Annotated in this window: 21 protein-coding genes and 1 tRNA gene; 14 read left to right on the top strand and 8 right to left on the bottom strand. The window is 71.2% G+C overall.

Features of this window, described 5'->3' with window-relative positions:
• The first annotated feature begins 214 nt into the window (after positions 1-214).
• Positions 215-3,952: a S8 family serine peptidase gene (locus KUA19_RS17410; RefSeq protein WP_217397063.1), complete on the top strand. Its 3,738-nt coding sequence runs from the start codon at positions 215-217 to the stop codon at positions 3,950-3,952.
• Between the two features lie 134 nt (positions 3,953-4,086).
• Entirely contained in the window at positions 4,087-5,076 is a 990-nt protein-coding gene (locus tag KUA19_RS17405) for a TrmB family transcriptional regulator (RefSeq protein WP_217397062.1), read from the top strand.
• A 17-nt stretch (positions 5,077-5,093) separates the two neighbouring features.
• Here KUA19_RS17405 and KUA19_RS17400 read toward each other — a convergent pair whose 3' ends face one another.
• Positions 5,094-5,273 (bottom strand): hypothetical protein, encoded by a 180-nt coding sequence (locus KUA19_RS17400; protein WP_217397061.1) that lies wholly within the window; start codon positions 5,271-5,273, stop codon positions 5,094-5,096.
• 77 nt (positions 5,274-5,350) lie between these two features.
• Here KUA19_RS17400 and KUA19_RS17395 point away from each other — a divergent pair, with 77 nt between their 5' ends.
• The 9 genes from KUA19_RS17395 (at position 5,351) to KUA19_RS17355 (ending at position 15,130) form a co-directional block, all read left to right on the top strand.
• Positions 5,351-5,833 carry a hypothetical protein gene (locus KUA19_RS17395; protein ID WP_217397060.1) on the top strand — a complete coding sequence of 161 codons (483 nt, stop codon included), beginning with the start codon at positions 5,351-5,353 and terminating at the stop codon, positions 5,831-5,833.
• Entirely contained in the window at positions 5,830-6,078 is a 249-nt protein-coding gene (locus KUA19_RS17390) for a hypothetical protein (protein ID WP_254549594.1), read from the top strand. Before KUA19_RS17395 ends, KUA19_RS17390 begins: the two co-directional genes overlap by 4 nt.
• Positions 6,079-6,460: 382 nt before the next feature.
• Positions 6,461-9,292 (top strand): type I DNA topoisomerase, encoded by a 2,832-nt coding sequence (gene topA / locus KUA19_RS17385; RefSeq protein ID WP_217397059.1) that lies wholly within the window; start codon positions 6,461-6,463, stop codon positions 9,290-9,292.
• 101 nt (positions 9,293-9,393) lie between these two features.
• Complete coding sequence (locus KUA19_RS17380; RefSeq protein WP_217397058.1) at positions 9,394-10,023, top strand: TetR/AcrR family transcriptional regulator; 630 nt, start codon at positions 9,394-9,396, stop codon at positions 10,021-10,023.
• 275 nt (positions 10,024-10,298) lie between these two features.
• Positions 10,299-12,386, top strand: a complete 2,088-nt coding sequence (tmk, locus tag KUA19_RS17375; protein ID WP_372451807.1) for a dTMP kinase — start codon at positions 10,299-10,301, stop codon at positions 12,384-12,386.
• Complete coding sequence (locus KUA19_RS17370) at positions 12,383-13,600, top strand: DNA polymerase III subunit delta' (RefSeq protein WP_217397056.1); 1,218 nt, start codon at positions 12,383-12,385, stop codon at positions 13,598-13,600. The genes tmk and KUA19_RS17370 overlap by 4 nt, the downstream gene beginning before the upstream one ends.
• 140 nt (positions 13,601-13,740) lie before the next feature.
• On the top strand, positions 13,741-14,070 hold the full coding sequence (locus tag KUA19_RS17365) for a YbaB/EbfC family nucleoid-associated protein (RefSeq protein ID WP_217397055.1): 330 nt from the start codon (positions 13,741-13,743) through the stop codon (positions 14,068-14,070).
• Complete coding sequence (locus KUA19_RS17360; RefSeq protein ID WP_217397054.1) at positions 14,070-14,435, top strand: hypothetical protein; 366 nt, start codon at positions 14,070-14,072, stop codon at positions 14,433-14,435. The genes KUA19_RS17365 and KUA19_RS17360 overlap by 1 nt, the downstream gene beginning before the upstream one ends.
• Positions 14,435-15,130, top strand: a complete 696-nt coding sequence (locus KUA19_RS17355) for a hypothetical protein (RefSeq protein WP_217397053.1) — start codon at positions 14,435-14,437, stop codon at positions 15,128-15,130. Before KUA19_RS17360 ends, KUA19_RS17355 begins: the two co-directional genes overlap by 1 nt.
• A 285-nt stretch (positions 15,131-15,415) precedes the next feature.
• On the opposite strand, the gene KUA19_RS17350 is transcribed toward KUA19_RS17355, so the two are convergent.
• Positions 15,416-16,975: a hypothetical protein gene (locus tag KUA19_RS17350; RefSeq protein ID WP_217397052.1), complete on the bottom strand. Its 1,560-nt coding sequence runs from the start codon at positions 16,973-16,975 to the stop codon at positions 15,416-15,418.
• 260 nt (positions 16,976-17,235) lie between these two features.
• Here KUA19_RS17350 and KUA19_RS17345 point away from each other — a divergent pair, with 260 nt between their 5' ends.
• Positions 17,236-18,087: a PSP1 domain-containing protein gene (locus KUA19_RS17345; protein WP_217397051.1), complete on the top strand. Its 852-nt coding sequence runs from the start codon at positions 17,236-17,238 to the stop codon at positions 18,085-18,087.
• Here the strand turns inward: KUA19_RS17345 and KUA19_RS17340 are convergent.
• Positions 18,075-19,802 (bottom strand): metallophosphoesterase family protein, encoded by a 1,728-nt coding sequence (locus KUA19_RS17340; protein ID WP_308167484.1) that lies wholly within the window; start codon positions 19,800-19,802, stop codon positions 18,075-18,077. The genes KUA19_RS17345 and KUA19_RS17340 overlap by 13 nt on opposite strands.
• Before the next feature lie 424 nt (positions 19,803-20,226).
• Between KUA19_RS17340 and KUA19_RS17335 the strand changes: the two genes are divergently transcribed.
• Together KUA19_RS17335 and KUA19_RS17330 are read left to right on the top strand one after the other, a co-directional pair.
• On the top strand, positions 20,227-20,520 hold the full coding sequence (locus tag KUA19_RS17335) for a DUF2218 domain-containing protein (protein WP_217397050.1): 294 nt from the start codon (positions 20,227-20,229) through the stop codon (positions 20,518-20,520).
• Between the two features lie 63 nt (positions 20,521-20,583).
• Positions 20,584-20,656, top strand: a tRNA-Thr gene (locus KUA19_RS17330).
• Between the two features lie 46 nt (positions 20,657-20,702).
• Here the strand turns inward: KUA19_RS17330 and KUA19_RS17325 are convergent.
• The 5 genes from KUA19_RS17325 to KUA19_RS17305 form a co-directional block, all read right to left on the bottom strand.
• On the bottom strand, positions 20,703-21,977 hold the full coding sequence (locus tag KUA19_RS17325; RefSeq protein WP_254549593.1) for a tyrosine-type recombinase/integrase: 1,275 nt from the start codon (positions 21,975-21,977) through the stop codon (positions 20,703-20,705).
• A gap of 55 nt (positions 21,978-22,032) precedes the next feature.
• The gene (locus tag KUA19_RS17320; RefSeq protein ID WP_217397048.1) at positions 22,033-22,239 is read right to left on the bottom strand and encodes a helix-turn-helix domain-containing protein; all 207 of its coding nucleotides are present in this window, start codon (positions 22,237-22,239) and stop codon (positions 22,033-22,035) included.
• 159 nt (positions 22,240-22,398) lie between these two features.
• Positions 22,399-23,622: a DUF3631 domain-containing protein gene (locus KUA19_RS17315; RefSeq protein WP_217397047.1), complete on the bottom strand. Its 1,224-nt coding sequence runs from the start codon at positions 23,620-23,622 to the stop codon at positions 22,399-22,401.
• Complete coding sequence (locus KUA19_RS17310; RefSeq protein WP_254549592.1) at positions 23,619-24,509, bottom strand: bifunctional DNA primase/polymerase; 891 nt, start codon at positions 24,507-24,509, stop codon at positions 23,619-23,621. Before KUA19_RS17310 ends, KUA19_RS17315 begins: the two co-directional genes overlap by 4 nt.
• A 125-nt stretch (positions 24,510-24,634) precedes the next feature.
• Positions 24,635-24,874 (bottom strand): hypothetical protein, encoded by a 240-nt coding sequence (locus KUA19_RS17305; RefSeq protein WP_217397045.1) that lies wholly within the window; start codon positions 24,872-24,874, stop codon positions 24,635-24,637.
• Between the last annotated feature and the right edge of the window lie 9 nt (positions 24,875-24,883).

Genomic DNA, 24,883 nt, shown 5'->3' with positions numbered 1-24,883 from the left:
CCCAGTGACCAGGGCAAAGCTTCTCCTTCCTGGTCACCAGGCCGTCGGGCCGCGCCGGTACGGATCCTCGCGCAGAACGGTCCCGGTGGCCAGGGTCGAAACTTCAGCTGTGGGTAACCACGTCGCCACCTGCGAGTTGGCGGGTTTTCGCCATGACGGAACCCCGCCAACCGCGCCTATTCACCTGAGGGTCGCGGACCGGTAGACCCTTGTCATGTTCTCCCCCTCACAGCCTTCCGGCTTCCGGCGCAGGCGCTGGCAGCTGATCTCGGCGGCCGCCGCGGTGCCGCTGCTGGCGGCGGGTTTCGCCGTCGTGCAGGCGCCCGCGCTGGCCGCGCCGAGCAAGCCCATCATCCCCGCCAAGCCCGCGGCGACCCACAAGGTCACCCTGGTCACCGGCGACGTCGTCACCGTCACCACGATGTCCGACGGCAAGCAGATCGCCGACGTTGACCGGCCGGACAACGCCGTCGGCGGCGTGAAGATCCAGGAGATCAAGGGCGACCTGTACGTCATCCCGGACGAGGCCGCCTCGCTGCTGTACGCCAACAAGCTGGACCGGCGGCTGTTCGACGTCACGGACCTGATCGAGATGGGCTACGACGACGCCAAGTCGACCCAGGTGCCGCTGATCGCCACGTACACCCCGCCCAAGGCCAAGACGAAGGCCGCCGACCCGGCGGCCCCGCGCGGCAGCAAGCTGGTCCGCAGGCTGAACGGCATCCACGGTGCCGCGCTGTCGGCCGACAAGCGGCAGACCCGCTCGTTCTGGACCACCGTCGCCCCGCAGGGCAGCACGGCACTGGGCTCGGGCGTGGCCAAGCTGTGGCTCGACGGCCAGGTCAAGGTCGACCTCAAGGAGAGCGTGCCGCTGATCGGCGCGCCCGAGGCGTGGGCGGCCGGGTACGACGGCCACGGCGTCAAGGTCGCCGTGCTCGACACCGGCATCGACACCACCCACCCCGACCTGGCCACCCAGATCGACGGCACCGCCAGCTTCGTGCCCGGCGAGTCCGTCATCGACATCCACGGCCACGGCACCCACGTCGCCTCGACGATCGTGGGCACCGGCGCCGCCTCCGGCGGCGACTACAAGGGCGTCGCGCCCGGCGCCGACCTGATCGTCGGCAAGGTGCTCGGCGGCGTCGACGGAAACGGCGCCGACTCGTGGGTCCTCGCGGGCATGGAGTGGGCCGCCCAGCAGGGCGCCGACATCGTGAGCATGAGCCTCGGCGACAGCTTCCCGTCGGACGGCACCGACCCGATGTCGATGGCGGTCGACCAGCTGTCGGCGCAGTACGGCACGCTGTTCGTCATCGCCGCCGGCAACGCGGGCCCGCAGAGCATCTCCGCGCCCGGCGCGGCCGCCTCGGCGCTCACCGTCGCCGCGACCGACAAGCAGGACGGGCTGGCCTACTTCTCCAGCACCGGCCCGCTGACCAACGGCGCCATGAAGCCGGACATCTCCGCGCCGGGCGTCGACATCACCGCCGCCCGGTCGCAGCAGCAGGTCAACCCGGCCAACGACGGCATGTACTGGACCATCAGCGGCACCTCGATGGCCACCCCGCACGTGTCGGGCGCGGCCGCGATCCTGAAGCAGCGGCACCCCGATTGGAAGGGCCAGCAGCTCAAGGATGCGCTGATGAGCAGCTCCAAGGGCCTGGCCGACTGGTACAGCCCGTACGAGGTCGGCACCGGCCGCCTCGACGTGGCCGCCGCGATCCGCAACACGGTCCGCAGCAGCGGCACGCTGTTCTTCGGCAACTACACGTGGCCGTACCAGCCGAGCGACACCGCCGTCACGAAGGACCTGACCTTCACCAACAGCGGCGCCGCCGACGTCACGCTGAACCTGGCGCTGACCAACACCCAGGGCGCGTTCACGCTGGGCGCGAACACGGTCACCGTCCCGGCCGGCGGCACCGCCGCCGTCCAGGTCACCGGCGACCCGCAGGCCGCCCCCACCGGCCGCAGCACCGGCTACGTGATCGGCACCGACGCGGCCACCGGGCAGGCGGTGACCCGCACCTCGGTCGGGCTCCTCAAGGAGGACGAGGCCTACGACCTGAACATCAAGCTGGTCGGCCGCGACGGCAAGCCCGCCGAGGGCTACGTCGGCATCAACCAGTCCGGCAGCGAGTGGCCGTGGTCGATCTACGTCGTAGGTTCGGCGACCCTGCGCATGCCTCCCGGCATCTACTCCCTGTCGAGCTTCATCGACGTGGCGGGCGCCAAGGCGGACCGGAGCGGTCTGGCCGTGCTGGTAGAACCGGAGGTCGTGCTCGGCAGCGGCCCGGCCGATGTCGTCCTCGACGCGAGCAAGGCGCGCCTGCTGGAGACCGAGGCGCCGCAGCGCGCCGAGAACCGCCAGGTCATCGTCAACTACAACGTCCACTTCAACGGCACGGACCCCTGGTTCGACGTCCGCGGCGGCTACGAGGTCCCGCCGATGTACGACGACGTCTACGTGTCGCCGACGAAGAAGATGACGCAGGGCGACTTCATCTTCACCACCCGCTGGCGCAAGGGCGAGGAACTGCTCAGCGTGAGCGCGGTGGCCGGACTGCTCCACTTCGAGACGCTGGTGCAGGCGGGCAGCACCCTGGGCACCACCTCGGACAACATGCTCGCCGTCTACGCCGGCAAGGGCGCGGCGGCCGACTACAAGAAGATCAAGGCCAAGGGCAAGCTCGTCGTCGTGGAGCGCAGCGACGAGGTCACGCCGGACGAGCGCACCGCCGCCGCGAACGCGGCCGGGGCGAAGGCTCTGATCGTGGTCAACAACGAGCCCGGCGGCCTGATGGAGTACGTCGGCGAGTCGGCGATCCCGGTGGCCACCGTGCACCGCGACGCCGGCAAGCTGCTCATCGCGATGGCCAAGCTGGGCTTCGTCAACCTGCGGGTGAAGCAGACGGAGTTCACCCCGTTCGTCTACGACCTGGCCCGCAACTACCCGGGACAGGTGCCGGACAAGCCGCTGGTGTACAAGCCGAGCCAGCGTGACCTCGCGAAGATCGACGCTCGCTACTACAACTCGGGCGAGCCGGCCGACGGCTCCGGGTTCCGCCTCGACGTGACCATCAGCCCGGCACTCGGCTTCCCCGAGCGGGAGTGGCACCCGGGCACCCGGGTCGAGTGGGTCACTCCGGATCAGGTCTGGGTCGAGGCGCACCAGCAGGACAGCAACAGCGAGCTGCCGTGGGTTCTGGTGTCGGGCGAGAACACGTACGCCAAGGGCAGCACGACTCGCCTGGACTGGTTCGCCCCGGCGACCCGCCCCGGCATGAGCGACTCCTTCGGGGTGCAGAACTCCCGCGCGCAGAACTACATGACCTGGAACGTCCTGGCCTGGGGCTCGTCCAGCGACAAGATGCGGCTCGGCGGCTACCTGCCGTGGGGTGCGACGCCGGAGCACCTGCAGGTGTTCCAGGGCGACACGCTGATCAGCGACAACGACATGAGCGGGGACATGCAGTGGCAGGAGGTCCCGGCGGAGAACCTGCCCTACCGCGCCGTCCTGGACGCGGAGCGGCCCGGTGACCAGTTCCGGCTGTCGACCCGCACCCACAGCGAGTGGACCTTCATGTCCGGCTTCGTGGACTCGGACTACTTCGAGCCCTTCTCGGTGCTGAACCTGGACTACGCGCTGGAGTCCGACCTGCACGGCGACGTGAAGGCCAACGCGACCCAGCAGATCACGCTGCACCCGGTCTCGATGGACCACGGCACCGTGCCCGGCAAGGTCACCAAGGTGACCCTGGACGTCTCCTACGACGACGGCGCCACCTGGCAGAAGGTGACCCTGACCAAGGGCGCCGACGGCTACTGGAAGGGTTCGTTCAAGACCGCGAACAAGGCCGGCGGCTTCATCTCGGTGCGCGCCAGCGCCGAGGCGGACAGCGGCTACAGCGTCAAGAACGAGATCATCCGGGCGTACGGCCTGCGATGAGTCACCACGGTGGGCCCCGGGGAGGCGACTTCCCGGGGCCCGTCCCGTCTGACAGCCCGTCAACAGGGACTATTCAAGTTTCCGCGCCATGGCGCATACTCTCCCCGCAGTCATTGCCAGTGGGGAGGGTGCCGATGCTGGGAGCGTTGGGGCTCGACCCCGCCGAGGAGCGGGTCTACCGGGCCCTGCTCGGCCGTCCCAGCGCCACCGCGATGCTGCTGGCCGACGTGCTGGAGACGCCCGAGTCGGAGGTGGACCGGGCGCTGGTGCGGCTGGTCGACTGCGGACTGGCCCTGCCCTCCGGCGGCGAGGCTTACGTCGCCGCGCCGCCCGCGATGGCGCTCGGCGCCATGATCACCGAACGGCGGGACGGGCTGCGCGTCGCGGAACAAGCCCTGGTCACGCTGGCCGAGGAGCACCGCGCGGCGGTGGCCGGGCGCAGCATCGGCGAGCTGATCGAGGTGCTGTCCGGCGTCGACGCCATCCGCCACCGGTTCCAGCAGGTGCAGCAGGCGGCCCGCAAGGAGATCCGCCACTTCGTCACCGCGCCGTACATCGCGGTGCCGCCGGGCTCGAACGCCCAGGAGGACGCCGCCGCCGAACGCGGCGTGCGGTTCCGGGTGGTGCTGGAGCGGCCGGTGCTGGCCGAGCCCGGCATCGTGGCCGAGATCGTGGACTCGCTGCAGCGCGGCCTCGAACTGCGCGTGGCGGACTCGCTGCCGATGAAGCTCATCCTGGCCGACGAGGACCTGGCCCTGGTCCCGATCGCGGTGTCGTTCCTGCCCGGCAGCGAACCCGGCGCCGTGCTGCTGCACCGCAGCGGGCTGCTGGCCGCGCTGGAGGCGCTGTTCGAGATCGTCTGGCAACGGGCCTTCCCGCTGGAGCTCACGACGTTCGCGTCGGGCGAGCTGTCGTACACGGAACTCGCGACCGACGGCCCGACCGAGCTGGACCGGCGGATCCTGGCCCTGCTGCTGTCGGGCCTGACCGACCAGGCCGTGGCCACCCAGCTCGACCTGTCCCTGCGCACGCTCCAGCGCCGCCTGCGCCACCTGATGGATCTGGCCGCAGTCGAAACCCGCATGCAACTCGGCTGGCACGCCGCCCGCCACGGCTGGGCCTGATCCCGCCGCGTGGGGTGTCACCGCCGAGCTCGGCCCATCACCCGTTGATCGTCGATGTCTGGGCCGATGCCAAGCTGCTCGATGCGTGGGCGCAGCAAGGTGACGGATTCCGACGCGGTGTTGACCAGGTCCTTCGCCGAGGCGGCTTCTGGTTTTCCGAGGGTCGGCTCTGATGTTTGGTCGTCGATGTTGACCACTGTACGCATCCAGTGGCCGCACAGTGCTGTACGCATCCAGTGGCCGCACAGTGCGCCCGATGGATATCCACGGTAGTGTGGATGTCGTGGTGGTCGCATACGAAGATCTGCCGTTCAGTGAGTTTCTGCATCGGCCCGGAGCCGCCGCGAAGCGGCTGAACGTCGTGCGGGCGCTCCGCCTGCGGCGCCGCGACGACGTCGACCTCGCGCTGATGCGCGTCGACCAGATGGAACGGGATGGGGTCGTCGTCGACTTCACCGCGCGCCTTTTGGCCAGCCTGGTCCGCTCCCAGCCGCTGGACGTGGTGCGTCTCGCCCTTGGCGAGGCGCTGCCGTGGACGACGTTCCTGCCCGAGGTGGATCTGGATCAGTTGTTGGCCGAACTGGTATCGGTGACCCAGGGCGCCGCGTCGCTGGGGAACCTGTCACCGGTGGCGGTGCTGCTGGAGCAGTGGCGCCACACGGCCGAGGTCTATGCCGATCCCGTGCTGCTGGAGATCATTCAGCGAGAACCGGACGGCGACCTCGGGCAGGTGCCTGCTCCGGCCGGTGAACTTTGAGCCCCAAGCGTGGGGACCGCGCCACGCCGCCGCCGATCGACGGCGAATACGACCTGAGGTTCGCCAACTCCGCCGCCGCCGATGGGTGGGAGCATCTGTCCCGCCAGGCGTCCGCGAACTTGCGGCGCGCGTACGACACCATCCGGGCGAATCCGCGCGGTCATGCGGCGCCGGAGCGCCACCACCGGTTGAAAGGCTCGCTGGCCACCGGCGTATGGAAGGGCCAGGAGCATGAGCGCTGGTAGTACGAAGTCACCGGCGGCGGGCGAATCTGGTACCTGATCGACGACGAGCGCCGTACCGCGTGGATTACCTACGCGGGGACGGGGCACCCTCAGGAGACCGACTGAGGCGCCTCACCGTTCTTCCGATCTTGGTGGAGTGCGACGGGTGGAATCCCTCTTGTCCGGTTTATGGCGCGGAGTATCGTGTCTCCGGTCACAAGAATGTGCCCGTACGTCGATGGGGCGTGTAACCCTCGGCGCACACTGAGCGTTACCTTGGACATCCGCGGCACGGTTGTCCCCTTCCCGGGGGCGGCAGTCCGCCGCTCGCCCGCTGCGTAACCTCAGACCGAGCCGCCCTTGTAGCGGCTACAGCCACCCGGACCACCGCGGAGAGAGAAACGTGCCGACAGCTTCCAGGAACCGACTGGTGATCGTCGAGTCCCCGGCGAAGGCGAAGACGATCTCGGGCTATCTCGGCCCCGGATACGTCGTCGAGGCAAGCCTCGGGCACATCCGCGACCTCCCGGCGGGGTCCAAGCAGATGCCCGAGAAGTACAAGAAGGAGCCGTGGGCCTACCTCGGCGTCGACGTCGACAACGGCTTCGCCCCGGTATATATCGTCAACCCGGACCGGGCCAAGCACGTGAGCAAGCTCAAGGAGCTGCTCAAGAGCGCCGACGAGGTCTTCCTCGCCACAGATGAGGACCGCGAGGGCGAGGCCATCGCCTGGCACCTGGTGGAGACGCTCAAGCCCAAGGTGCCGGTCAAGCGGATGGTCTTCCACGAGATCACCAAGCCGGCCATCCAGGCGGCCGTGGCCAACCCGCGTGAGATCGACCGCGACCTGGTCGACGCGCAGGAGACCCGCCGCATCCTGGACCGCCTCTACGGCTACGACGTGTCGGCGGTGCTGTGGAAGAAAGTCCAGCGCGGCCTTTCCGCAGGTCGCGTGCAGTCGGTGGCGACCCGGATCGTGGTCGAGCGGGAGAAGCAGCGGATGGCGTTCCGCGCCGCCGACTACTGGGACATCACCGCGACGCTCGCGGTCGACAAGCCTGGCGACGGGCCGCGCACCTTCACGGCGACCCTGATCGCGCTCGACGGCGACCGCATCGCTTCCGGCAAGGACTTCGAGCCGACCACCGGCAGGCTCAAGCCGGGTGCGGGCGTGGTGCAGCTCGACGGCGACGGCGCCCGGGGGCTGGCGGCGCGGCTGGACGGGCGGCCGTTCACGGTCACCCGGGTCGAGGAGAAGCCGTACCGGCGCAAGCCGTACCCCCCGTTCATCACCTCGACGCTGCAGCAGGAGGCGGCGCGCAAGCTGCGCTTCTCCTCGGCGGCGACGATGCGCACCGCGCAGAAGCTGTACGAGAACGGCTACATCACCTATATGCGTACCGACTCGGTGAACCTCTCCGAGTCGGCCCTGGCCGCCGCCCGGACGCAGATCGCCGAGCTCTACGGCTCGGGCGCCGTCCCGCCGCAGCCGCGCCGCTACTCCGGCAAGGTCAAGAACGCGCAGGAGGCGCACGAGGCGATCCGTCCCGCCGGTGACAACTTCCGCACCCCGGGCTCGGTCCGCAACGAGCTGTCGACCGAGGAGTACAAGCTCTACGAGCTGATCTGGCAGCGCACCATCGCCTCGCAGATGTCCGACGCGGTCGGCATGAGCGTCAGCGTGCGGATCCGGGCGACGACCGCCGCGAACGAGGACGCCGACTTCGGCGCCAGCGGCCGGACCATCACCGACCCCGGCTTCCTGCGCGCCTACGTGGAGTCCTCCGACGACGACTCCGCCGAGGCCGACGACGCCGAGCGCAAGCTGCCGGTGCTGGTCAAGGACCAGAAGCTCACGGAAGAGGGGCTGGAAGCGGTCGGGCACACCACCCAGCCGCCCGCCCGCTACACCGAGGCCTCGCTGGTCAAGGCGCTGGAGGAGCTGGGCATCGGCCGCCCGTCGACGTACGCGTCGATCATGCAGACGATCCAGGACCGGGGCTACGTCACCAAGCGCGGCCAGGCGCTGATCCCGACCTTCGTCGCGTTCGCGGTGATCGGGCTGCTGGAGCAGCACTACCCGCGGCTGGTCGACTACGGCTTCACCGCCGCGATGGAGGACCAGCTCGACCAGATCGCCGGCGGCGACGCCACCGCGCTGGAGTTCCTGACCTCCTTCTACTTCGGCTCGCCGAGCGCGGCCGAGGGTTCGGTGGCGCAGGCCGGAGGTCTGAAGAAGCTGGTCACCGAGCACCTGGGCGAGATCGACGCGCGCAGCATCAACTCGATCAAGCTGTTCACCGACGAGCAGGGCCGCAACGTGGTGGTCCGGGTCGGCAAGTACGGCCCGTACCTGCAGCGCGGAGCGAACGGCAACGGCCACGCCCCCGGCACGGACATCGACCCCGACGCGGAGACCGCGAGCGAGGGCGACCGCGTGTCGGTCCCGGACGGGATCGCCCCCGACGAGCTCACCCCGGAGAAGGTCGAGGAGCTGTTCCTCGGCGGCGGCGGCGAGCGCAGGCTGGGCGACCACCCGGAGACGGGCGAGCCGGTGGTGCTCAAGTCCGGCCGGTACGGCCCGTACGTCTCCAGCGGCGAAATCAACTCCTCGCTGCTCAAGACGCATACCCCGGACACGCTGACCCTGGCCGAGGCGCTGCGGCTGCTGTCGCTGCCCCGTCTGGTCGGCAAGGACGCGGACGGCACCGAGATCTTCGCCAAGAACGGCCGGTACGGCCCGTACATCGAGCGGGCCGGTGACTCGCGCTCGCTGGAGAACGAGGAGCAGCTGTTCACGGTCACCCTCGACCAGGCGCTCACGCTGCTGGCCGCCCCGAAGCAGCGGGGACGCCGGGCGGCGCAGCCGCCGCTGCGGGAGATGGGTGTCGACCCGCTCACGGACAAGCCCCTGGTCATCAAGGACGGCCGGTTCGGACCGTACGTCACCGACGGCGAGAGCAACGCCTCGCTACGGCGCGGGCAGACCCCGGAGAGCCTGACCATCGAGCAGGCCAGCGAAATGCTGTCGGAGAAGCGGGCGAAGGGGCCCGCGCCGAAGAAGACGGCGGCCAAGAAGGCACCGGCGAAGAAGGCAGCCGCCACGACCAGCAAGACTGTCGCGGCGAAGAAGACGACGGCCAAGAAGGCGACCGCCGCGAAGGCCGTCAAGAAGGCCGCCGAGCCCGCCAAGAGTGTGCCGAAGAAGGCTGCCGCGAAGAAGACAGCAAGCTGACCGCTTACCGACCCTGCCCAGGGTCGTTGACCCTGGGTAGGGTGTCGATGCGAGCGTCGCGTCCGGGTCCCGGAACGCACGCCGCGGTGAGGAGCGGATAAGTGTCCACACCAGCAGTCAGTACCGGCCCGCTGCGTCGCGTGCCGGTGCAGGGCCGCAGTGTCGCGCGGGTGCAGCGCATGCTCGACGCGTGCGCGGAGTTGATCGACGAGGTCGGATACGACGGCCTCAGCACGACGCTGCTCGCGGAGCGGGCCGGGGTCGCGATCGGCTCGGTGTACCAGTTCTTCCCGGACAAGCGCGCCATCGTGCAGGCGCTGACGCTACGCAACGTCGAGGCGTACATGGAGCGCCTGGCCGAGCGGATCCCCGCGGGTGAGCTGGCCCACTGGTGGGACGGCGTCGACGGGGCCATCGAGGAGTACATCGAGCTGCACCGCAGCGTGCCCGGCTTCCGTACGCTGCACTTCGGCGACGTGGTGGACGTGCACCTGATCGACCCGGAGCGTGACAACAACGCGGTCATCGCCGACCACCTCGCCGATCTGCTGGTCCGGTTCCACAACGCGCCGGACGGCCCGGAGCTTCGCTTCGCGCTCACCGTCTCGGTCGAGGCCGCCGACGCGCTGATCAAGTTGGCGTTCCGGCGCCACCCGGACGGCGACGCTCAGGTGCTGGCCGAATCCAAGCGCCTGGTTCGCGGGTACCTGCAGACATTTGCACTGGCCTGACGGTTTCCGGCCGTACCACTCCCGCGTTTTTGCGGCAAGTCTTCAGGGTTGGATCCGGGTCGGCCCCCGTTGGGGCAGGGCTAGAGTGAAGCCGCAGGAACGCCCGGCTGACGATCATGCTCTGGGCAGCGACGCGGGAGGGTACGGCCATCAGCACGCCAGCGCAGGCACCCGAGGGTGAGCCGTTCCCGGCTGCCGTCGCCCAGGCCGATTTGAACGGCGGCGCGGAACTGCGCGCCATCCTGCGGATCCGACCGTTCCGGCGGCTGTGGCTGGTGCTCAGCGTCGCCTCGCTGGGTGACTGGCTGGGCCTGCTGGCCACCGCCACCTTCGCCTCGGCGCAGGTCAGCGGGGACGCGGCCAAGGGTTTCGCGTTCGGCGGCGTGATCGCGATCCGGCTGCTGCCCGCGCTGCTGCTCGGGCCGCTGGCCGGAGTGATGGCAGACCGGTTCGACCGCCGCTACACCATGGTCATCTGTGACCTGCTGCGGTTCGTGCTGTTCGCCACGATCCCGACGGTCGCGCTGTACTCCACCGACGCGAAGATCACAGTCGGCTGGGCGGCGGTGGCGACCTTCATCATCGAGGCGATCACGCTGATCTGGATCCCGGCCAAGGAGGCCGCGGTCCCCAACCTGATCCCGCGCGCCCGGCTCGAGGCCGCCAACCAGCTCACCCTCATCTCGACGTACGGCATCACGCCGGTGCTGGCCGCCGCCGTGCTGGCCGCGCTGAACCAGTTCTACGCCTGGCTGGAGCAGAGCGGCACCCACGTCGCGTCCTGGGCCGACCCGTCCAGCCTCGCGCTGTACTTCAACGCGTTCTCGCGGCTGGCCACCGCCCTGGTGGTGCTGTTCGGCATCCGCGAGATCTCCGGCCACAACGGCCAGCGCCAGCGCAGCGAGAGCATGCTGCGCCAGTTCGTCGACGGTTGGCGCTTCATCGGCAAGACGCCGATGGTGCGCGGCCTGGTCTTCGGCATCCTCGGCGCGTTCGCCGCCGGTGGTGTGGTCATCGGCACGGCGCAGTTCTTCGCCAAGTCGCTGGGCGGTGGCGACTCCACCTTCGCCATCCTGTTCGCGGTGATCTTCATCGGCCTCGGGCTTGGCATCGCCCTGGGGCCGCGCCTGATCGGCGCGCTGTCGCGCAAGCGCTGGTTCTGCCTGAGCATCATGCTCGCGGGCGCGTCCGTGGCGCTGCTGTCGCTGGCCCCGCACCTGTCGCTGGCGGTCATCGGCGCGCTGCTGGTCGGCTCCGGCGCGGGCATGGCCTTCCTGTCCGGCACCACCCTGCTCGGCGGTGAGGTCGGCGACGAGGTGCGCGGCCGGGTCTTCGCCACCGTGCAGATCGGCACCCGGGTGGTGCTGATGCTGGCGATCTCGCTGTCGGGCGTACTGGTCGGCGTCGGCGGCTCGCACGACGTCGGCGGTACCGGCGTGCCCATCTCCTCCACCCGTGTCCTGCTCGGGGTGGCGGGCGTGCTCGGCGTGCTGGCCGGGTTCTGGGCCCTGCGCCAGATGGACGACAAGCCGGGCGTGCCGCTGTTCGCCGACCTGTTCAGCTCGGTGCGCGGCCGCCCGCTCAGCGCCGCCGAGCCCAGCCCCCGCCAGGGCCTGTTCGTGGTGTTCGAGGGCGGCGAGGGCGCCGGCAAGTCCACCCAGATCACACTGCTCGCCCAGCGGCTGCGGGCCGAGGGCCGGGACGTGGTGGTCACCCGCGAGCCCGGCGCCACCGAGATCGGCGCCCGCATCCGCAAGATGGTGCTGGAGACCAACACCGCCCCGACCGACCCGGCGGCCGCCGCCCCGCTCGCCCCGCGCGCCGAGGCGCTGCTGTATGCCGCCGACCGGGCCCACCACGTGACCACGGTGGTCCGCCCGGCGCTGGCGCGCGGCGCCGTCGTCATCTCCGACCGGTACGTCGACAGCTCGCTGGCCTACCAGGGCGCGGGCCGCACCCTGCCGGTCGACGAGATCTCCTGGCTGTCCACCTGGGCCACCGGCGGACTGCGGCCCGAACTGGTCGTGCTGCTCGACGTCGACCCCAAGGTCGGGCTGGCCCGGGTCGACCGCCGTGGCAGCGCGGACCGGCTGGAGAGCGAGTCGCTGGCCTTCCATGAGCGCGTCCGATACGGCTTCCTCGACCTGGCCGCCAAGGACCCCGATCGCTACCTGGTGCTCGACGCCACCCGCGCCGAGGACGACCTCGCCGACTCGGTCGCGTCCCGGCTGGCGAAGCTGCTGCCGCCCGCGCCCCGCGACACCGACCCGACCGCCCCGGACGAGCAGGGACGCCACCCCGGGGTGACCGAGCCCCGGACCCCGGGCGAGTCCTCCGCCGAGTTACGGACCAGCCGGGCATGAACGACGTCTTCGCCCAGCTCGTCGGCCAGCCCGAGGCCGTACGCACGCTGCGTGCCGCATCCCGGGCCGCCGCCGCGGTGCTGCGTGGCGAAGCCGTCGGCGCGGGTGCGATGACCCACGCCTGGCTGTTCACCGGCCCACCCGGCTCGGGCCGCTCGGTCGCCGCCCGCGCCTTCGCCGCAGCCCTCCAGTGCACCACCCCCACCGAGTTTCCTGACGGCGAAGCCGGACCTGGCTGCGGTGTGTGCAACGGCTGTCATACCGCGCTCGGCGGGACCCACCCCGACGTGCGGCTGGTCGTGCCGGACGGGCTGAGCATCCCGGTGGCGCAGATGCGCGACCTGGTGCTGCGCTCGGCCACCACTCCGGCCAACGGCCGCTGGCAGGTGCTGCTCATCGAGGACGCCGACCGGCTCACCGAGGCGGCGGGCAACGCGCTGCTCAAGGCCGTCGAGGAACCGCCGGACCGGACGATCTTCCTGCTCTGTGCCCCGTCGGACCATCCGGACGACATCTCCGTCACCATCCGCTCGCGCTGCCGGGTCGTGCCGCTGCGCCAGCCTGGCGCCGAAGCGGTCAGCGCGCTGCTGGTCGAGCGCGACGGCATCGACCCGGCCACCGCGGCCTGGGTCGCCGTCGCGGCGCAGGGACACGTCGGCCGGGCCCGTCGACTGGCCGGGGACCGGGAGGCACGGGAGCGCCGGGCGGCCGTGCTCGCTGTGCCACGCCAGCTCACCGGGGTCGGGGCCTGCTTCGACGCGGCCGCAGCGCTGATCGAGGCGGCCGAGGCGGAGGCGGCGGCCGCGGTCGCCGAGGCCGACGCGGCCGAGCGGGCGGCGCTGGAGACCGCGCTGGGCGCCGGTGGCACCGGCAAGGGCGCGGCCGGGGCCGCACGCGGCATCGCCGGTCAGCTCAAGGACCTGGAGAAGCGGCAGAAGTCCCGGGCCACCCGGGCCCAGCGCGACGCCCTCGACCGGGCGCTGCTGGACCTGGCCGGGTTCTACCGGGACGTGCTCAACGCCCGCTGGGGCAGCGCGGTGGCGCCGGTGCACGCCGACACGGCCCCGCTGGCCGAGGCGGCCGCGCAGCGGTGGACGGCGGAGAGCACGCTGCGGCGGTTGGAGGCCGTGCTCGCGTGCCGTACCGCGATCGACGCGAACGTCAAGCCGCGCATCGCGGTGGAGGCGATGATGCTGGAGCTGTGGCAGGGCTGATGCCCGTTCTGATCCACAGTGGATTATCCACAGGGGCTGCCGCGCAGATGGTCAAGCCGGTACGGTGAGCGCATTGTCGCCGCGTCGACGGGCACTGCCGTGACCGCTGGCGGGCACCGCAGTCCACTGAGGAGCGACGCATGCCCCGGGAGATCGACGACGCCTGGATCGAGGAGGCGATCGCGTCATACCGGCGCATCGAGGAGCGGCAGGAGGCGCTGACCCGGGCCCTGGCCGGGATCGAGGTGGCGGTCCGTTCCCCCGACGACCTGGTCGAGGTTGTCGCCGATGCCGACGGCGCGGTGCGCCGGGTGGTGGTCACCGGATCCATCGAGGGCCGCACCGCCGTCGAACTGACCCGCGCCATCCAGCAGGCGATCACCGCCGCGACCGATGCGGCGGGCTGGGCCAGACGCAAGGTGTACGAGGAGACGTTCGGCGGCTACGCCGACCTGGGAGGTGCCCGGTGATGGACCGTCTCGCCGCGCGGATGGACTCCGCCGCGCAGGAGCTGGCGCAGGTGCGCGCCGAACTCGGCCGGGCCCGCCCCGGCACGGCCTGGCTCGACGCGATGTGGCCACAGACCGCGTTCGACGTCGACCATCCCGCCCCCGGCAACCGGCCTGCCGCCCCGGGCCGCCCCGACTCGATCGAGCTGCCGGGCCGCCTCGGCCGCCTGGCCGGCACCGCCCAGGCGCAGCTCGACACCGCCTGGTCGGCCCGCCAGGACGGCGCCCACCGCAGCGAACGTGAACTCGTCGAGCTCGCCGCCGCTGTCCGTGCCGCCGCCGCGGGCTACCGTGCCGCCGACGAAACGACCGGGCCGGTGGCGTGATGGACGCGCTGGCTCGTCTGCACTCCCACACGGCCGGGCTGCTCGGCCAGGTCGACGACCTGCTCGCCCGCTGCGGCGCCCCCGCCGACCACCCCATCTGGCCGCTGCTACGGCGCACCGGCGCCCTGCCCGGCGATCTCGTCGGCGGCCTCGCCGCCTGGAGCCCCGGCCCGTGGCTGGAGCAGGCCGAGGTGCTGCGCCGCGCCGCCCGGGACGCCGACGACCTGGTCGCCGACCTGCCGGTGGAGCGGGCCGGGACATACGGCTGGAGCGGCCCGGCCGCGGACGCCTTCGCGGTGCGCGCCGGTGCCGTACGCGGGCAGGTGCGCGACTGGAGTGAGCAGGTCCGAGCCGACGCGGAGCGCCTGGGCGAGCTCGCCCACTGGCTGCAGGACGCCCGGCAGCGGGCCGCGCGAGTGCTGGCCCGGGTCGCGAGCAGCGCCCAGGCGGTGGCCCTGGTCACCGGAGTCGCGCCGGGGGCGCCGTCGGTGCGGGCCGAGGTGGACGGCGGCGACCGGGTGCTGCGGGTGCGGGCCGCCGCTGCGGCGGAGATCGGGGCGACGCTGCTGGTCGAGTTCGACCGGCTGCTCGGGGAGGGCGAGGAGCTGGTCGCGCGGGCGCCGGTGGTACGCGAGAGCGCCGAGCTGACCGTGGACCTCGGTCCGTCGGCCGCGACTCTGCGCGTGGATCTCTGACCGTCCGCTTGCGGGTCGACCGCTGAACGGAGCTCGGCGCGCCAGCCCTCGTCGATGTCGACGCGAGGGGCTGGCGCTGGGCGCGGACGACTGGGCGCAGAAGGCTGGCGCTGGGCGCGGAAGGGTGGGCGCGGATGCCTGAGCGCGGATGCCTGAGCGCGGAAGGCTGAGTGCGGAAGGCTGAGCGCGGAAGGCTGAGCGAGCGTTGATCGCCGTCTCGGGTCAGAGACCGCGCGGTGAGCGTGGTTCGTGACCCGAGACGGCGATCATGTCGCCGGGTGCCCGTCAGCCGAGCAGGTCGGTGGGGCCTTCGGTGGCGCGGCGGCGGGCCAGCAGGAGCAGGAACCGTCCCGCGACGAAGAGCAGCACACCCGCGCCGGCGATCAGGGCGATGTTCGTGCCCGTACGCGGAAGGCGGCAGCCGGGGGTGTCGCAGTCACCGGTGTCCGCGACCGGCGACTGATCCGGGTTGCTGCCACCGCCGCCACCTGGCCGCGCCGACGGGGAGCTGTTGCCGCCGGGAGCACCGGCCGTGGCGCTGGGCTGCGGATTGCCGCCGCCGGTACGCTTCGGCGCCGCCGCGGCCGCGTGCAGCAGGCCGACGCCGAGGTCGAGCACGGCAGCGCGCCGGCCGCGGTCGTTCCCGAGTGCCAGCACCTCGATCCGCAGGCTCGCGGCCTGCGCGGTCACGCCGCGGTCGGAGATGCGCTGCTCGACCTTGCCGATCGAGATCTTCACGACGGCCAGCTGGCACACGCCGTCGAGGCCGCCGAGCCGGGCGCCGCCGAGCAGGTCGCCCAGCTGCGGCAGGCCGCCGAGTTCGGGCAGCTCGGGCAGCAGGGAGCCGCCACCGGCCGCGCCGGTGAGCCGGTTGGCGACCGGGGTGAGGTTGCCGACCGGGAGCCCGTTCAGCAGCCCGCCCAGCGTGTTGCCCTCCACCAGGGGCAGGCCCTCGGCCTGGGCGCGCTGGCGCAGGGCGGGCAGGTTCAGGGCGCCGAGCAGGCCACCGGTGGCCGGGAACGGCACCGCGACCTCGAATGTCCGGTGCAGGCTGTCCAGCCTGCGAGTGCCGACGCCGGGTGCGGTGATCTCCAGCAGCGGCGCCTGGTAGTCGACGGCCGAGGTGGCAGCGTCGCCGGTGGCCAGCACCTTCAGGCGCGGCGGCTTGAGCACGTCGACCTTGACCGTGCCGCCGATCAGTTCGAGACCGGTCAGGTCGATCTCGGCGCCCGCGGCGGACGCGGCCCGGCCGTGCTGGATCAGGGTGCCGGTCATGGCCTTGCTGGCGGCGTTGCTTTCGGCGCGGACCAGTGCGCCCCGACTGCCGGGCAGCACCGAAGCGTCGACCAGGGCGGACGAGGAGTCGCCCGCGGGGCCGTGCGCGGTGCCGCAGCCCATGGCGTCGTCCCACCTCGCGCTGGCGACCAGTTCGCCGGTGCCCGCCTTGACCAGGCCGAAGTCGACCGTGGTCGCCGTGTTGCGGACCGGATCCTGGTGCGCCGGGGGCGCCTGCTGGTAGACCCGACCGTCCAGCGGCCCGGTGGGCAGCTTGAGCCCGAGCAGCCGCGCGTCGGCGTACCGGGCCGCGCCGCTGCTGCGGACGGCGCTGGTGGCCGACATGTTCGCGCTGGCGGAGCCGATGGTCAGGTTCGCGACGGCGGGCAGCGGCAGACCCAGCGGACGCAGGTCGAGCGCGCCGACCTTCAGCAGGTCGGCGCCTGCCCCGGCGGCGTACCCGCCGGGGTGGTCGCAGCCGTTCGCGGCCCGCGACGGCGTGGAGACGAGCGCGAGTGAGCTGAGCGAGACGAGCGCGACGGTGCCGGCAGCGGCGAGATGGCGACGCATGCTTCCTCCGGGGGCGAACCGGGCACGTCCCGGACGGCCGCACAGCGGCGTCGGCGGAACGGGCCTGATTCATAGGCGGGGGCGCGCGGGGGTGCGCGCCCTACGCCGTGGCCCAACGAAGGCTCACCGGCCGGGTTACGGCGGTCTGCGTACACGTATCCAGAAGAGCTAACGACGAATCAACCGAAAAGGTACGCAGACTATGACTTCCGTCCGAGCGCGCTCACCGCTTTCGCCGATTCGCGAAGTAAGGTGTGCCGATGGGCATGCTCTGCGCGGTCACGTTCAACCGGTACGGGCGTCTTTACTATCTCGATCCCGGTGACTTCCGTCCTCGCGTCGGCGACAAGGTGCTCGTCGCCACCGACGAAGGCCCCGAGGTGGCCGACTGTGTCTGGGCCACCGAATGGGTCGACGAGGACACCTCCGGCTTTCCGAAGGTCATCGGCATCGCCGGTGACGAGGACGCCCGCCGTGACGAGCTGATCCGCCAGCGCAAGGCCGAGGCCCGGGTCGCCGCCAACCGGCTCATCCGCGAACACGAGCTGCCGATGAAGGTCATCGCCGTCGACCACGTGCCGGGCGGGGCGCCCGCCGACGAGGTCGGGGCCGGTCCGCGTACCACCGTGTACTTCACGGCGCCGCACCGCGTCGACTTCCGGGCGCTGGTCCGCGACCTTGGCGCGACCCTGCGCTGCCGGGTCGAGCTGCGCCAGCTGTCGGCCCGCGACTCGGCCAAGGTGCAGGGCGGCATCGGCTCCTGCGGGCGCGACCTGTGCTGCTCGACCTTCCTGACCGAGTTCGAGCCGGTCAGCATCCGGATGGCCAAGGAGCAGGACCTGCCGCTCAACCCGATGCGGATCTCGGGGGCGTGCGGGCGCCTGATGTGCTGCCTGAAGTATGAACATCCGCTGTATGTCGACTACCACTCCACCGCGCCGGCCATCGGTGAGCAGGTCAGCACCCCTGATGGCGACGGCCGGGTGGTCGGGCACTCGGTGCCGCGCGATGCGGTGGTGGTCCGGCTGAACGCCGACGGCTCCCGCAACGTCTGCCCGAAGGCGTCGGTGTGCGGGAGCCGCAAGTCGTACGAGGACCGCTACGCGGTCTGAGCGATCGTGCTCGCGTCGATCGTGTCCGACGGGATCTCGGCCGGCGGCGCGGCGTGCCGTGCCGCCGGAGCCAGCGTGATGATGTCGTCGATCAGGCGCGGCCGCAGCGGCCTGCTCGGGCGGAACCACGACCCGGTCGGCTGGGCGATCCACCGGCGACCCACCCGGTCGATCCCGATCGGGTAGATCGTCAGCGCGCCGTCCGGGGTGAAGTGCATCCGCAGGAAGCACTTGAAGTCCTCGATGCCCTGACCGGCGAACAGCTCGTTCACGTTGACCCGGAACCGGGCCGCGACCAGCAGATACAGCGAGACCAGCAGCGCCGCCACGACACCGGCCGGGATCAGGTAGGTCGCGACCGCCATGGTGCTGATCTGCCACGGCTTCCAGTCGTCGAACGGCAGCGTCCGCCACAGCAGCATGCCGCCCACGCCCAGCGCGATGTGCGCTATGCCGTGCAAGCCGCCCAGCACCACCGCCGATGTTCGCGTCTGACCCTCGGTGAGGCCCACGGCGAAGAACACCGTCGCGGCCATCACGATCGCCGTCATCAGGAAGATCGGCACCGTGATGATCCGCCCCGCGGCGTTGTTCAGCGCCAGCATGAGCATGGTGTGCAGGATGCCGAGCATGGTGGCGAAGCCCGGGTTGCGCCACGGCAGCCGGGCGAAGACCCCGGTGCCGAGCCAGCGCGAACGCATCTTCGTCGGGTACGTCTGCTTCAGCTCGTACGGCTGGCCGGTGCTCTGGCGGCGCACCTGCGAGTGCTTCGGCGGCACCGTGATCTGCTCGGGCAGGTTGTCGGTGGCCGCGGTGTAGGCGCCGCCGCCGCCGCATGTGATGAGCTGACGGCCGTCGTCGCTCTGGGCGTACCGGGCGTAGTGGTGCAGGTCGCCGCTGAGCATCATCGCCACGTCCGCGCCGCTGGGGTCGATGACCGCGCGCAGGAAGTAGTCGATCGTGTCGTAGTACAGCGGGTGCTGCTCCGACTGGACCCAGGCGGGCTGCGGCGTGAGCAGGATGATCCGGTCGCCGGGCTCGAACGTCGCCGCGACACCCCGGAAGTACTCCAACTGCGGGTCGTCCATGTATGCCGCACCCTGCACATCCAGGGCCAGCAGCCACCAGCGGTTCGGCAGCTTCAGCGCGAAGTAGCTGCGCGTCTGCCGGGTGCGCCAGCCGCCGATGCGAGCGCCCTCACGGCGGGCGAACAGGCGCAGGAAGGCGGTCAGGCCGTCGTACCAGTCGTGGTTGCCGGGCAGGGCGTAGACCGCCGGCGGCGGCGTGCTGGGCGCCTGCGGCAGCGCGGCACGGTACGGGCCCTCGAAGCGGTCCTCGTACGCCTTGCCGCTCGCCGTCGGGTACACCTGGTCCCCGCCCAGCACCAGAATCTCGGCGCGCGGCAGCTTGTTCCCGTTGACGTCCAGATCGTCCTGAGCCACCAGATAGGCCATCGAGTACGTGGCATTGAACCCGTCACCGAGGTCGGCGACATAGTCCAGCCACAGGTCCTCGCACTCGGCGTGCTCGTCGTGGACCTTCGTGGGGAACGCGTTCTGCAGCTCGCGCTTGTCCAGATAGGCGCCGAACTGGGCGGCGAACGCCACGCGCGCGCCCGTGGCGGCCAGCTGCAACGGGCTCAGCCAGGCCACCGGCCGCTGTGGAGTGAAGCCGAGCTGTGCCGGTTCGAGCTTGCTCGGACGGGGTTTTGCCACGCCCACCGGCGTGGGATCAGAGGGGCTGCGCGGAGGGTTGACGGTCACAGCAGCGGAGCCTAGTCCGAGGTGGATCGCTAGTCAGCAGCCCGAACGGGCAATACGAGTCAGTTACGGCTTTCGGACAGAACCCCCGGTTTCAGCGGGGCCTGACCTGCCTCGGGGCGGCCCGTCCCGCCTACGGGCGGCGTCGTGCGGGCGGGCGCTCGGCGGTGGCGTCCGTGCAGTTTCCGGGAAGCTGCACGAATCATGGCCGCCTTTCACGCAGTTTCCCTGAAACTGCTGGACCGCTCGCTGCTGGACCGCTCGCTGCTGGACCGCTCGCTGCTGGATCGCTCGCTGCTGGATCGCTCGCCAGGGGTGGGCAGGTGGGGTCGCGGAAGGGGGTGGTCGGGCGGGGGTTGGTAAGGGTAGCCTAAGCGGCATGATGATCACTGAAGGAAAAGCCCCCACCGACCGTGCCGCTCGCTACCTCAAGCAGGTGCTGTCGCACTTCAGCCACAAGATCACCGTTGAGCAGGCCGAGGACCACGGCAGCGCGACGTTCGGCGCGGGCAAGGCTTACCTGACGGCGACGGCCGACGCGCTCGTCGTCCGGGTGGAGGCCGCCGACGCCGAGCAGGCCGCGACGGTGCAGCGTGTCATCGTCAGCCACGCCGAGCGGTTCGGGGAGAAGGACCAGCTCAAGTTCGGTGAGTTCGCGCCAGTGGCGGCTTGAGTGTGACCCGCCGCCTACCCGGTGGGCGCAGCCGCCCTCGATCGCGTATAGTGATGCGACGTTGCCGCCTTAGCTCAGTCGGTAGAGCGTGTTACTCGTAATAACAAGGTCGACGGTTCGATTCCGTCAGGCGGCTCGGTAGAAAACCGCCCTCCACGCACGTGGAGGGCGGTTTTTTGTGGCTAGATGGCGCCTGAGCTAGGCGTATCTGATCTTGCGGTCTCAGTTTCGGTCTCAGTTGACCCGCTGGTCGGCCCCTCTGGGCTGTCCGGCGGCCCCGACCACAGCAGCCCACCGACCTGGTCGGCGATCCCCCGCAGAACCTCTGCGGGCACGTGCTGGTAGCGCGCGGCGATGCTGGCCTGAGACCAGCCCATCACATCCATTACAGCTCGCGTCGGCACGTTCAGCACCAGTAGCATCGTCGCGGCGGTGTGCCGAGCGTCATGCAGGCGGGCCGGGCGGACCTTCGCCGCCTTAAGCAGTTCCTTCCACTCCTTGTAGTCCGCACGGGGGTCGGTCGGCTTGCCGGTCGCCTGGGCGAACATCCAGCCGCCTTCCTGCCACAGGTCGCAGGCGATCTCCCTCTCCTTGGCTTGTGCCGCCTGGTGCTCCAGCAGCGCGGCCAGCAGCGGGCCAGGTAGCCCGACAGTCCGCCGCCCCTTGCGGGACTTGGTGTCGGTGACGACCAGGCCGCCGCCGTGCCGGCGCGGGCAGTCGGCGCCGCGTCTCTCGCCGCACTTGCCTGCGCATCCGTGCCGCCAGACCTGCCGCTGGATCGCTCGCCGAACGGTGAGCGTGCCTGCCGTGGCGTCGAGGTCGCACCACTGAAGGCCGAGCGCTTCGCCCTGGCGCAGCCCCAGCGCCAGCGCCAGGGCGAAGCGGACGCCGTTGCGCCGGGTCGCCGCCTCAGCCATGACCCGCCGTGCCTCCTCGGTGGTTAACGGTTCGATCTCGTCTTCGACCAGTCGGGGCGCCTTGGCCATGAGGACGGGGTTATTGATGATCTGACCGCGCCGAACCGCCTCATTGAGCGCCACCCGGAAGATCCGGTGCACCTGGTAGATAGTGCTCGGCTTCAGCTTCGCGGCCCGCAGCTTGGCGTACATCTTCTCGATGTGCTCCGGCTGTAGCCGGTCGGTGCGGTGCGCGCCGAGACTGGGGATCAGGTGGCGGTGCACGGCGCTCTCGTAGCTGGCCAGGGTACTCGGGCGGATGTTGGGTGCTGCGATGTTCTCCAGCCAGTGCAGTAGCCACTGCTCGACGGTCCCCGCCCGGCCGGGCCGCTTCGTCCGGCCCGCGTCGCGGTCCCTCTCCAGGGCGCGAACCTTCTGGATGACCTCGGCTTCGGTCTTCGCGCCGACGTGGCGGCGGTCGGGCTTGCCGTTGTCGAGGGTGCCCATGGTGACCCGGCCGTGCCAGCGACCGTCGTTGCCCTGGTAGATCGTTGCGGCCATGTTCGGGGCGCGAGTGCCCTCGGCGCGCTTCTTGCGAGGCATCGTGTTCCCCTAGTCAGTTGTTGTTGGCGTCGGCGAGCTGGTCGGCGTACACGCGGAGGTCGGCTGGGCGGAAGCGGCGCAGACGGCCGATCTGCACCGATCGGACCTTGCCGGTTCGCACCAGGTCGTAGAGCAGGGTGCGGCCGATCCCGAGGACGGCGGCGGCCTCGTCAGCGGTCAGCAGCAACTTGGATTGCGTTGAGGTGGCGGCGACGGACATGACTTCGCTTCTCCTTAGTGACAACGGCTCTGAGAGCCCCGCTGAGCCAAGATCTGGGGGATCGTTGTGGACTAAAGGTTTTGCAGATGTTCATCACGTTCGTGGTGGTATGTGATCCGGGGATGCGCCCGCGTCGGCAAGTCGCGGGCGCAACGGTCGTCACTTGTTGTGGACCAGGCGTAGCGGGCGGGGGGTACCCGTCCCACCGGTCCCACCCGTCCCAAGGCTGCTCATCCCCGGGACGGGATCTTGACTGGGACGGGTTGAACCGTCCCACTCGCCGCTGTCGTCACTGTCGGTGGTGACGGGGCAGTAGCGGGACCAGGCGTCGGCGAAGTCGGCGCGGCGGTAGCCCTTCTGCTGGCCGACCGCGCCCCCGAACCGGATGTTGCTGCTGCGGATGTCGTACTCACGCAGCAGCGACGCCAGCCGGATCGGGGTCAGCCCGGTCTTGTCCCAGCTCGCCCAGGGCGCCTCGTCGTCGGCCCGCAGGCGGGCCAGCAGCATCCCGGTCGGCAGGGCGTCGTCGGTGGCGAACGCGGTGCGGATGTCGACCAGCAGCCGCGTTGAATCGGACGTGACCGCCACCCGGTCGGCTTCCCCGCTCAGCGCCACGGCGGCAGCACGGGCGCGGTCGGGCCAGTCGCCGCCGGCGAAGTCGGCGATGACGATGAGCGGTTCCCAGGTGTCGGCGGCGCGGTCCTCCAGCGGCATTGCTGGCTGGGCGGCTTCCAGGGTGGGGATGTTGGGCGTGAGCCAGGCGCGCAGCTCGGCGCCGAGCTGCACCATGACGGGCCGGTCGCGCTTGATGCGCCAGGGGTCGACGCGCTCGCCGGGGGCGCGGCGGCGCATCTTGACGATGACGGCTCGGTCCTCGATGGTGTCGGGCGCGAACCCGATCCCGGCGAGGGCGGCCATGCAGAACGTCTCGATGCTCTCCACGCGCTGGGCGTTGGCGTCGTATCGGATCGTCGGGCGCCCGCGCTGGTGACCGGCGTTGAGCAGCCCGCGCAGGTCCTCGTCGCCGGACGCCTTCGGCCCGAAGATGGTGTCGAACTCGTCGATCAGCAGCGTCAGGGCGTCACCGGCGCCGACCGATCGGTAGACGGCGGCGGTGCTGGCGTTGACGGTCATCAGCGGGTTGAAGCTGGCGCCCTCCACCAGGTCGAGAAGCCTGCTCTTGCCGCAGCGGCGCTGCGGGGCGCGGATGACCAGGCGGGGCGCGTACGCCCATGCCTCCTGGGCGTGGGTGGCGGCGATCCACAGCGTGACCGCGTCGACCGCTTCGGGGCTGGGTAGCACGCAGTACCGCACGATCGCGGCGTGCACGCGGTTGAGCAGGTCGGCGCCGTCAACGGCGGGGCGTTTGGATCGTGCGGTCACAGGGTCACTCCTTCTGCGGCGAAGCCTTCGGCGATGGCGTTGGGGGTGGTCTTGGCCCAGGGCCAGCCTGCGGCGTCGCAGGCGGCTACGAGCTGGTCGTAGGCGTCGATGCTGGTCATCTGGCCTGCGGCGACCATGCGGGCGGCACCGCGGGCGCAGCCGAACAGGGTGACGCGGCGCTTGCCCTGTGGGGCCTGGCTGATCCGGGCGGCGAGCGTGGCCATGAGTCGGTCTGGGTAGGAGGCGGCCCCCCCGCTGCGCGGGGGCACGGGGTGGCCGGCGGGGCGGACGGGCGCGGGCCGCCGGTCGTCGGCGACACAGGCGGACACCAGCGCGGGGGCCGCCTCCTTCATTGGCGTGCCCTGGTCGGCCCACAGGTACGGGCGGCCGGTGTCGGGATGGCGTGAAGGCGGTGCGACGACGTAGCCGCCGTCTGCCTTCACGTCGATGCCGGGGCCGAGCCGGATGCCCTTGTCGCAGGGGATCGCGATGCCGCCGGGGTGGCGGTAGTACAGGTGCAGTCCGCCCGCGCCGGTGCGCACGTACCGGGTGGGCGGGGTGAACCCGCGTGCGATCAGGGCATGCAGCGACGCCGTGCCGCCGTTGCGGGGGTCCACGTCGATGACGACCAGGCCGGAGGCCAGGCCGGTGCGGATGGCCAGCAGGCCGCGCGGCACGGCCCGCAGCATCGCGGCGATGCGCTGCGGGTCGGTGGTGGCGGCGTAGAAGCCGTGGCAGGTCAGGCACGGGCACCCCTGCGGGTCGTGAGTGGCCCGCTCGCGCCTGGCGGTCTCGCAGCCCGCGCAGAGCGCCACGGGCCGTTTGGACCGGCCCAGTAGAAAGACGGGCCAGCCGTTGGCGGCGTAGCGCAGCGCAGCCGCCAACAAGGGGTGAGCCGCCGCAGGCGGCCTTTCAGGGGTTCGGGTTGTAGCGGTCACCGGGTTGTCTCCTCCAATGGACCGGCCCGCCTCGGCAGGTGCCGAGGGCGGGCCGGAGTCGGCGGTGCGGGTGGTCAGGCGACCAGGTCGAATGCTTCGAAGATCTCGACGCGCTCGATGTCGGTGCGGGCGATGCTCATGGCCTGGCCGTAGGCGGCGGCCTGCGCGGGTGTCATGGCCATCAGGTCGTCGTCGGACAGCCAGGACAGTTCCTTGGCGTAGCGGGTCGCCACGGTGGGGCCGAACTCGGCGGTGGCGCTGCGGCCGGTGGTCCAGGGGGTGCCGGTGACGGCCTGGTACAGGTGCTTGATCACGGCGTGCTC

This window comes from Catellatospora tritici (genome assembly GCF_019083965.1).
Lineage (GTDB): Bacteria > Actinomycetota > Actinomycetes > Mycobacteriales > Micromonosporaceae > Catellatospora > Catellatospora tritici.
Note: the sequence above shows the minus strand (reverse complement) of the source record. Positions and strands in the feature narration are given on the sequence as shown.

Coding starts and splice junctions, on each gene's coding strand:
- KUA19_RS17410 (WP_217397063.1), top strand. CDS start 215: ATGTTCTCCCCCTCACAGCCTTCCGGCTTCCGGCGCAGGCGCTGGCAG.
- KUA19_RS17405 (WP_217397062.1), top strand. CDS start 4,087: ATGCTGGGAGCGTTGGGGCTCGACCCCGCCGAGGAGCGGGTCTACCGG.
- KUA19_RS17370 (WP_217397056.1), top strand. CDS start 12,383: ATGAACGACGTCTTCGCCCAGCTCGTCGGCCAGCCCGAGGCCGTACGC.
- KUA19_RS17365 (WP_217397055.1), top strand. CDS start 13,741: ATGCCCCGGGAGATCGACGACGCCTGGATCGAGGAGGCGATCGCGTCA.
- KUA19_RS17360 (WP_217397054.1), top strand. CDS start 14,070: ATGGACCGTCTCGCCGCGCGGATGGACTCCGCCGCGCAGGAGCTGGCG.
- KUA19_RS17355 (WP_217397053.1), top strand. CDS start 14,435: ATGGACGCGCTGGCTCGTCTGCACTCCCACACGGCCGGGCTGCTCGGC.
- KUA19_RS17350 (WP_217397052.1), bottom strand. CDS start 16,975: ATGCGTCGCCATCTCGCCGCTGCCGGCACCGTCGCGCTCGTCTCGCTC.
- KUA19_RS17345 (WP_217397051.1), top strand. CDS start 17,236: ATGGGCATGCTCTGCGCGGTCACGTTCAACCGGTACGGGCGTCTTTAC.
- KUA19_RS17335 (WP_217397050.1), top strand. CDS start 20,227: ATGATGATCACTGAAGGAAAAGCCCCCACCGACCGTGCCGCTCGCTAC.
- KUA19_RS17325 (WP_254549593.1), bottom strand. CDS start 21,977: ATGGCCGCAACGATCTACCAGGGCAACGACGGTCGCTGGCACGGCCGG.
- KUA19_RS17320 (WP_217397048.1), bottom strand. CDS start 22,239: ATGTCCGTCGCCGCCACCTCAACGCAATCCAAGTTGCTGCTGACCGCT.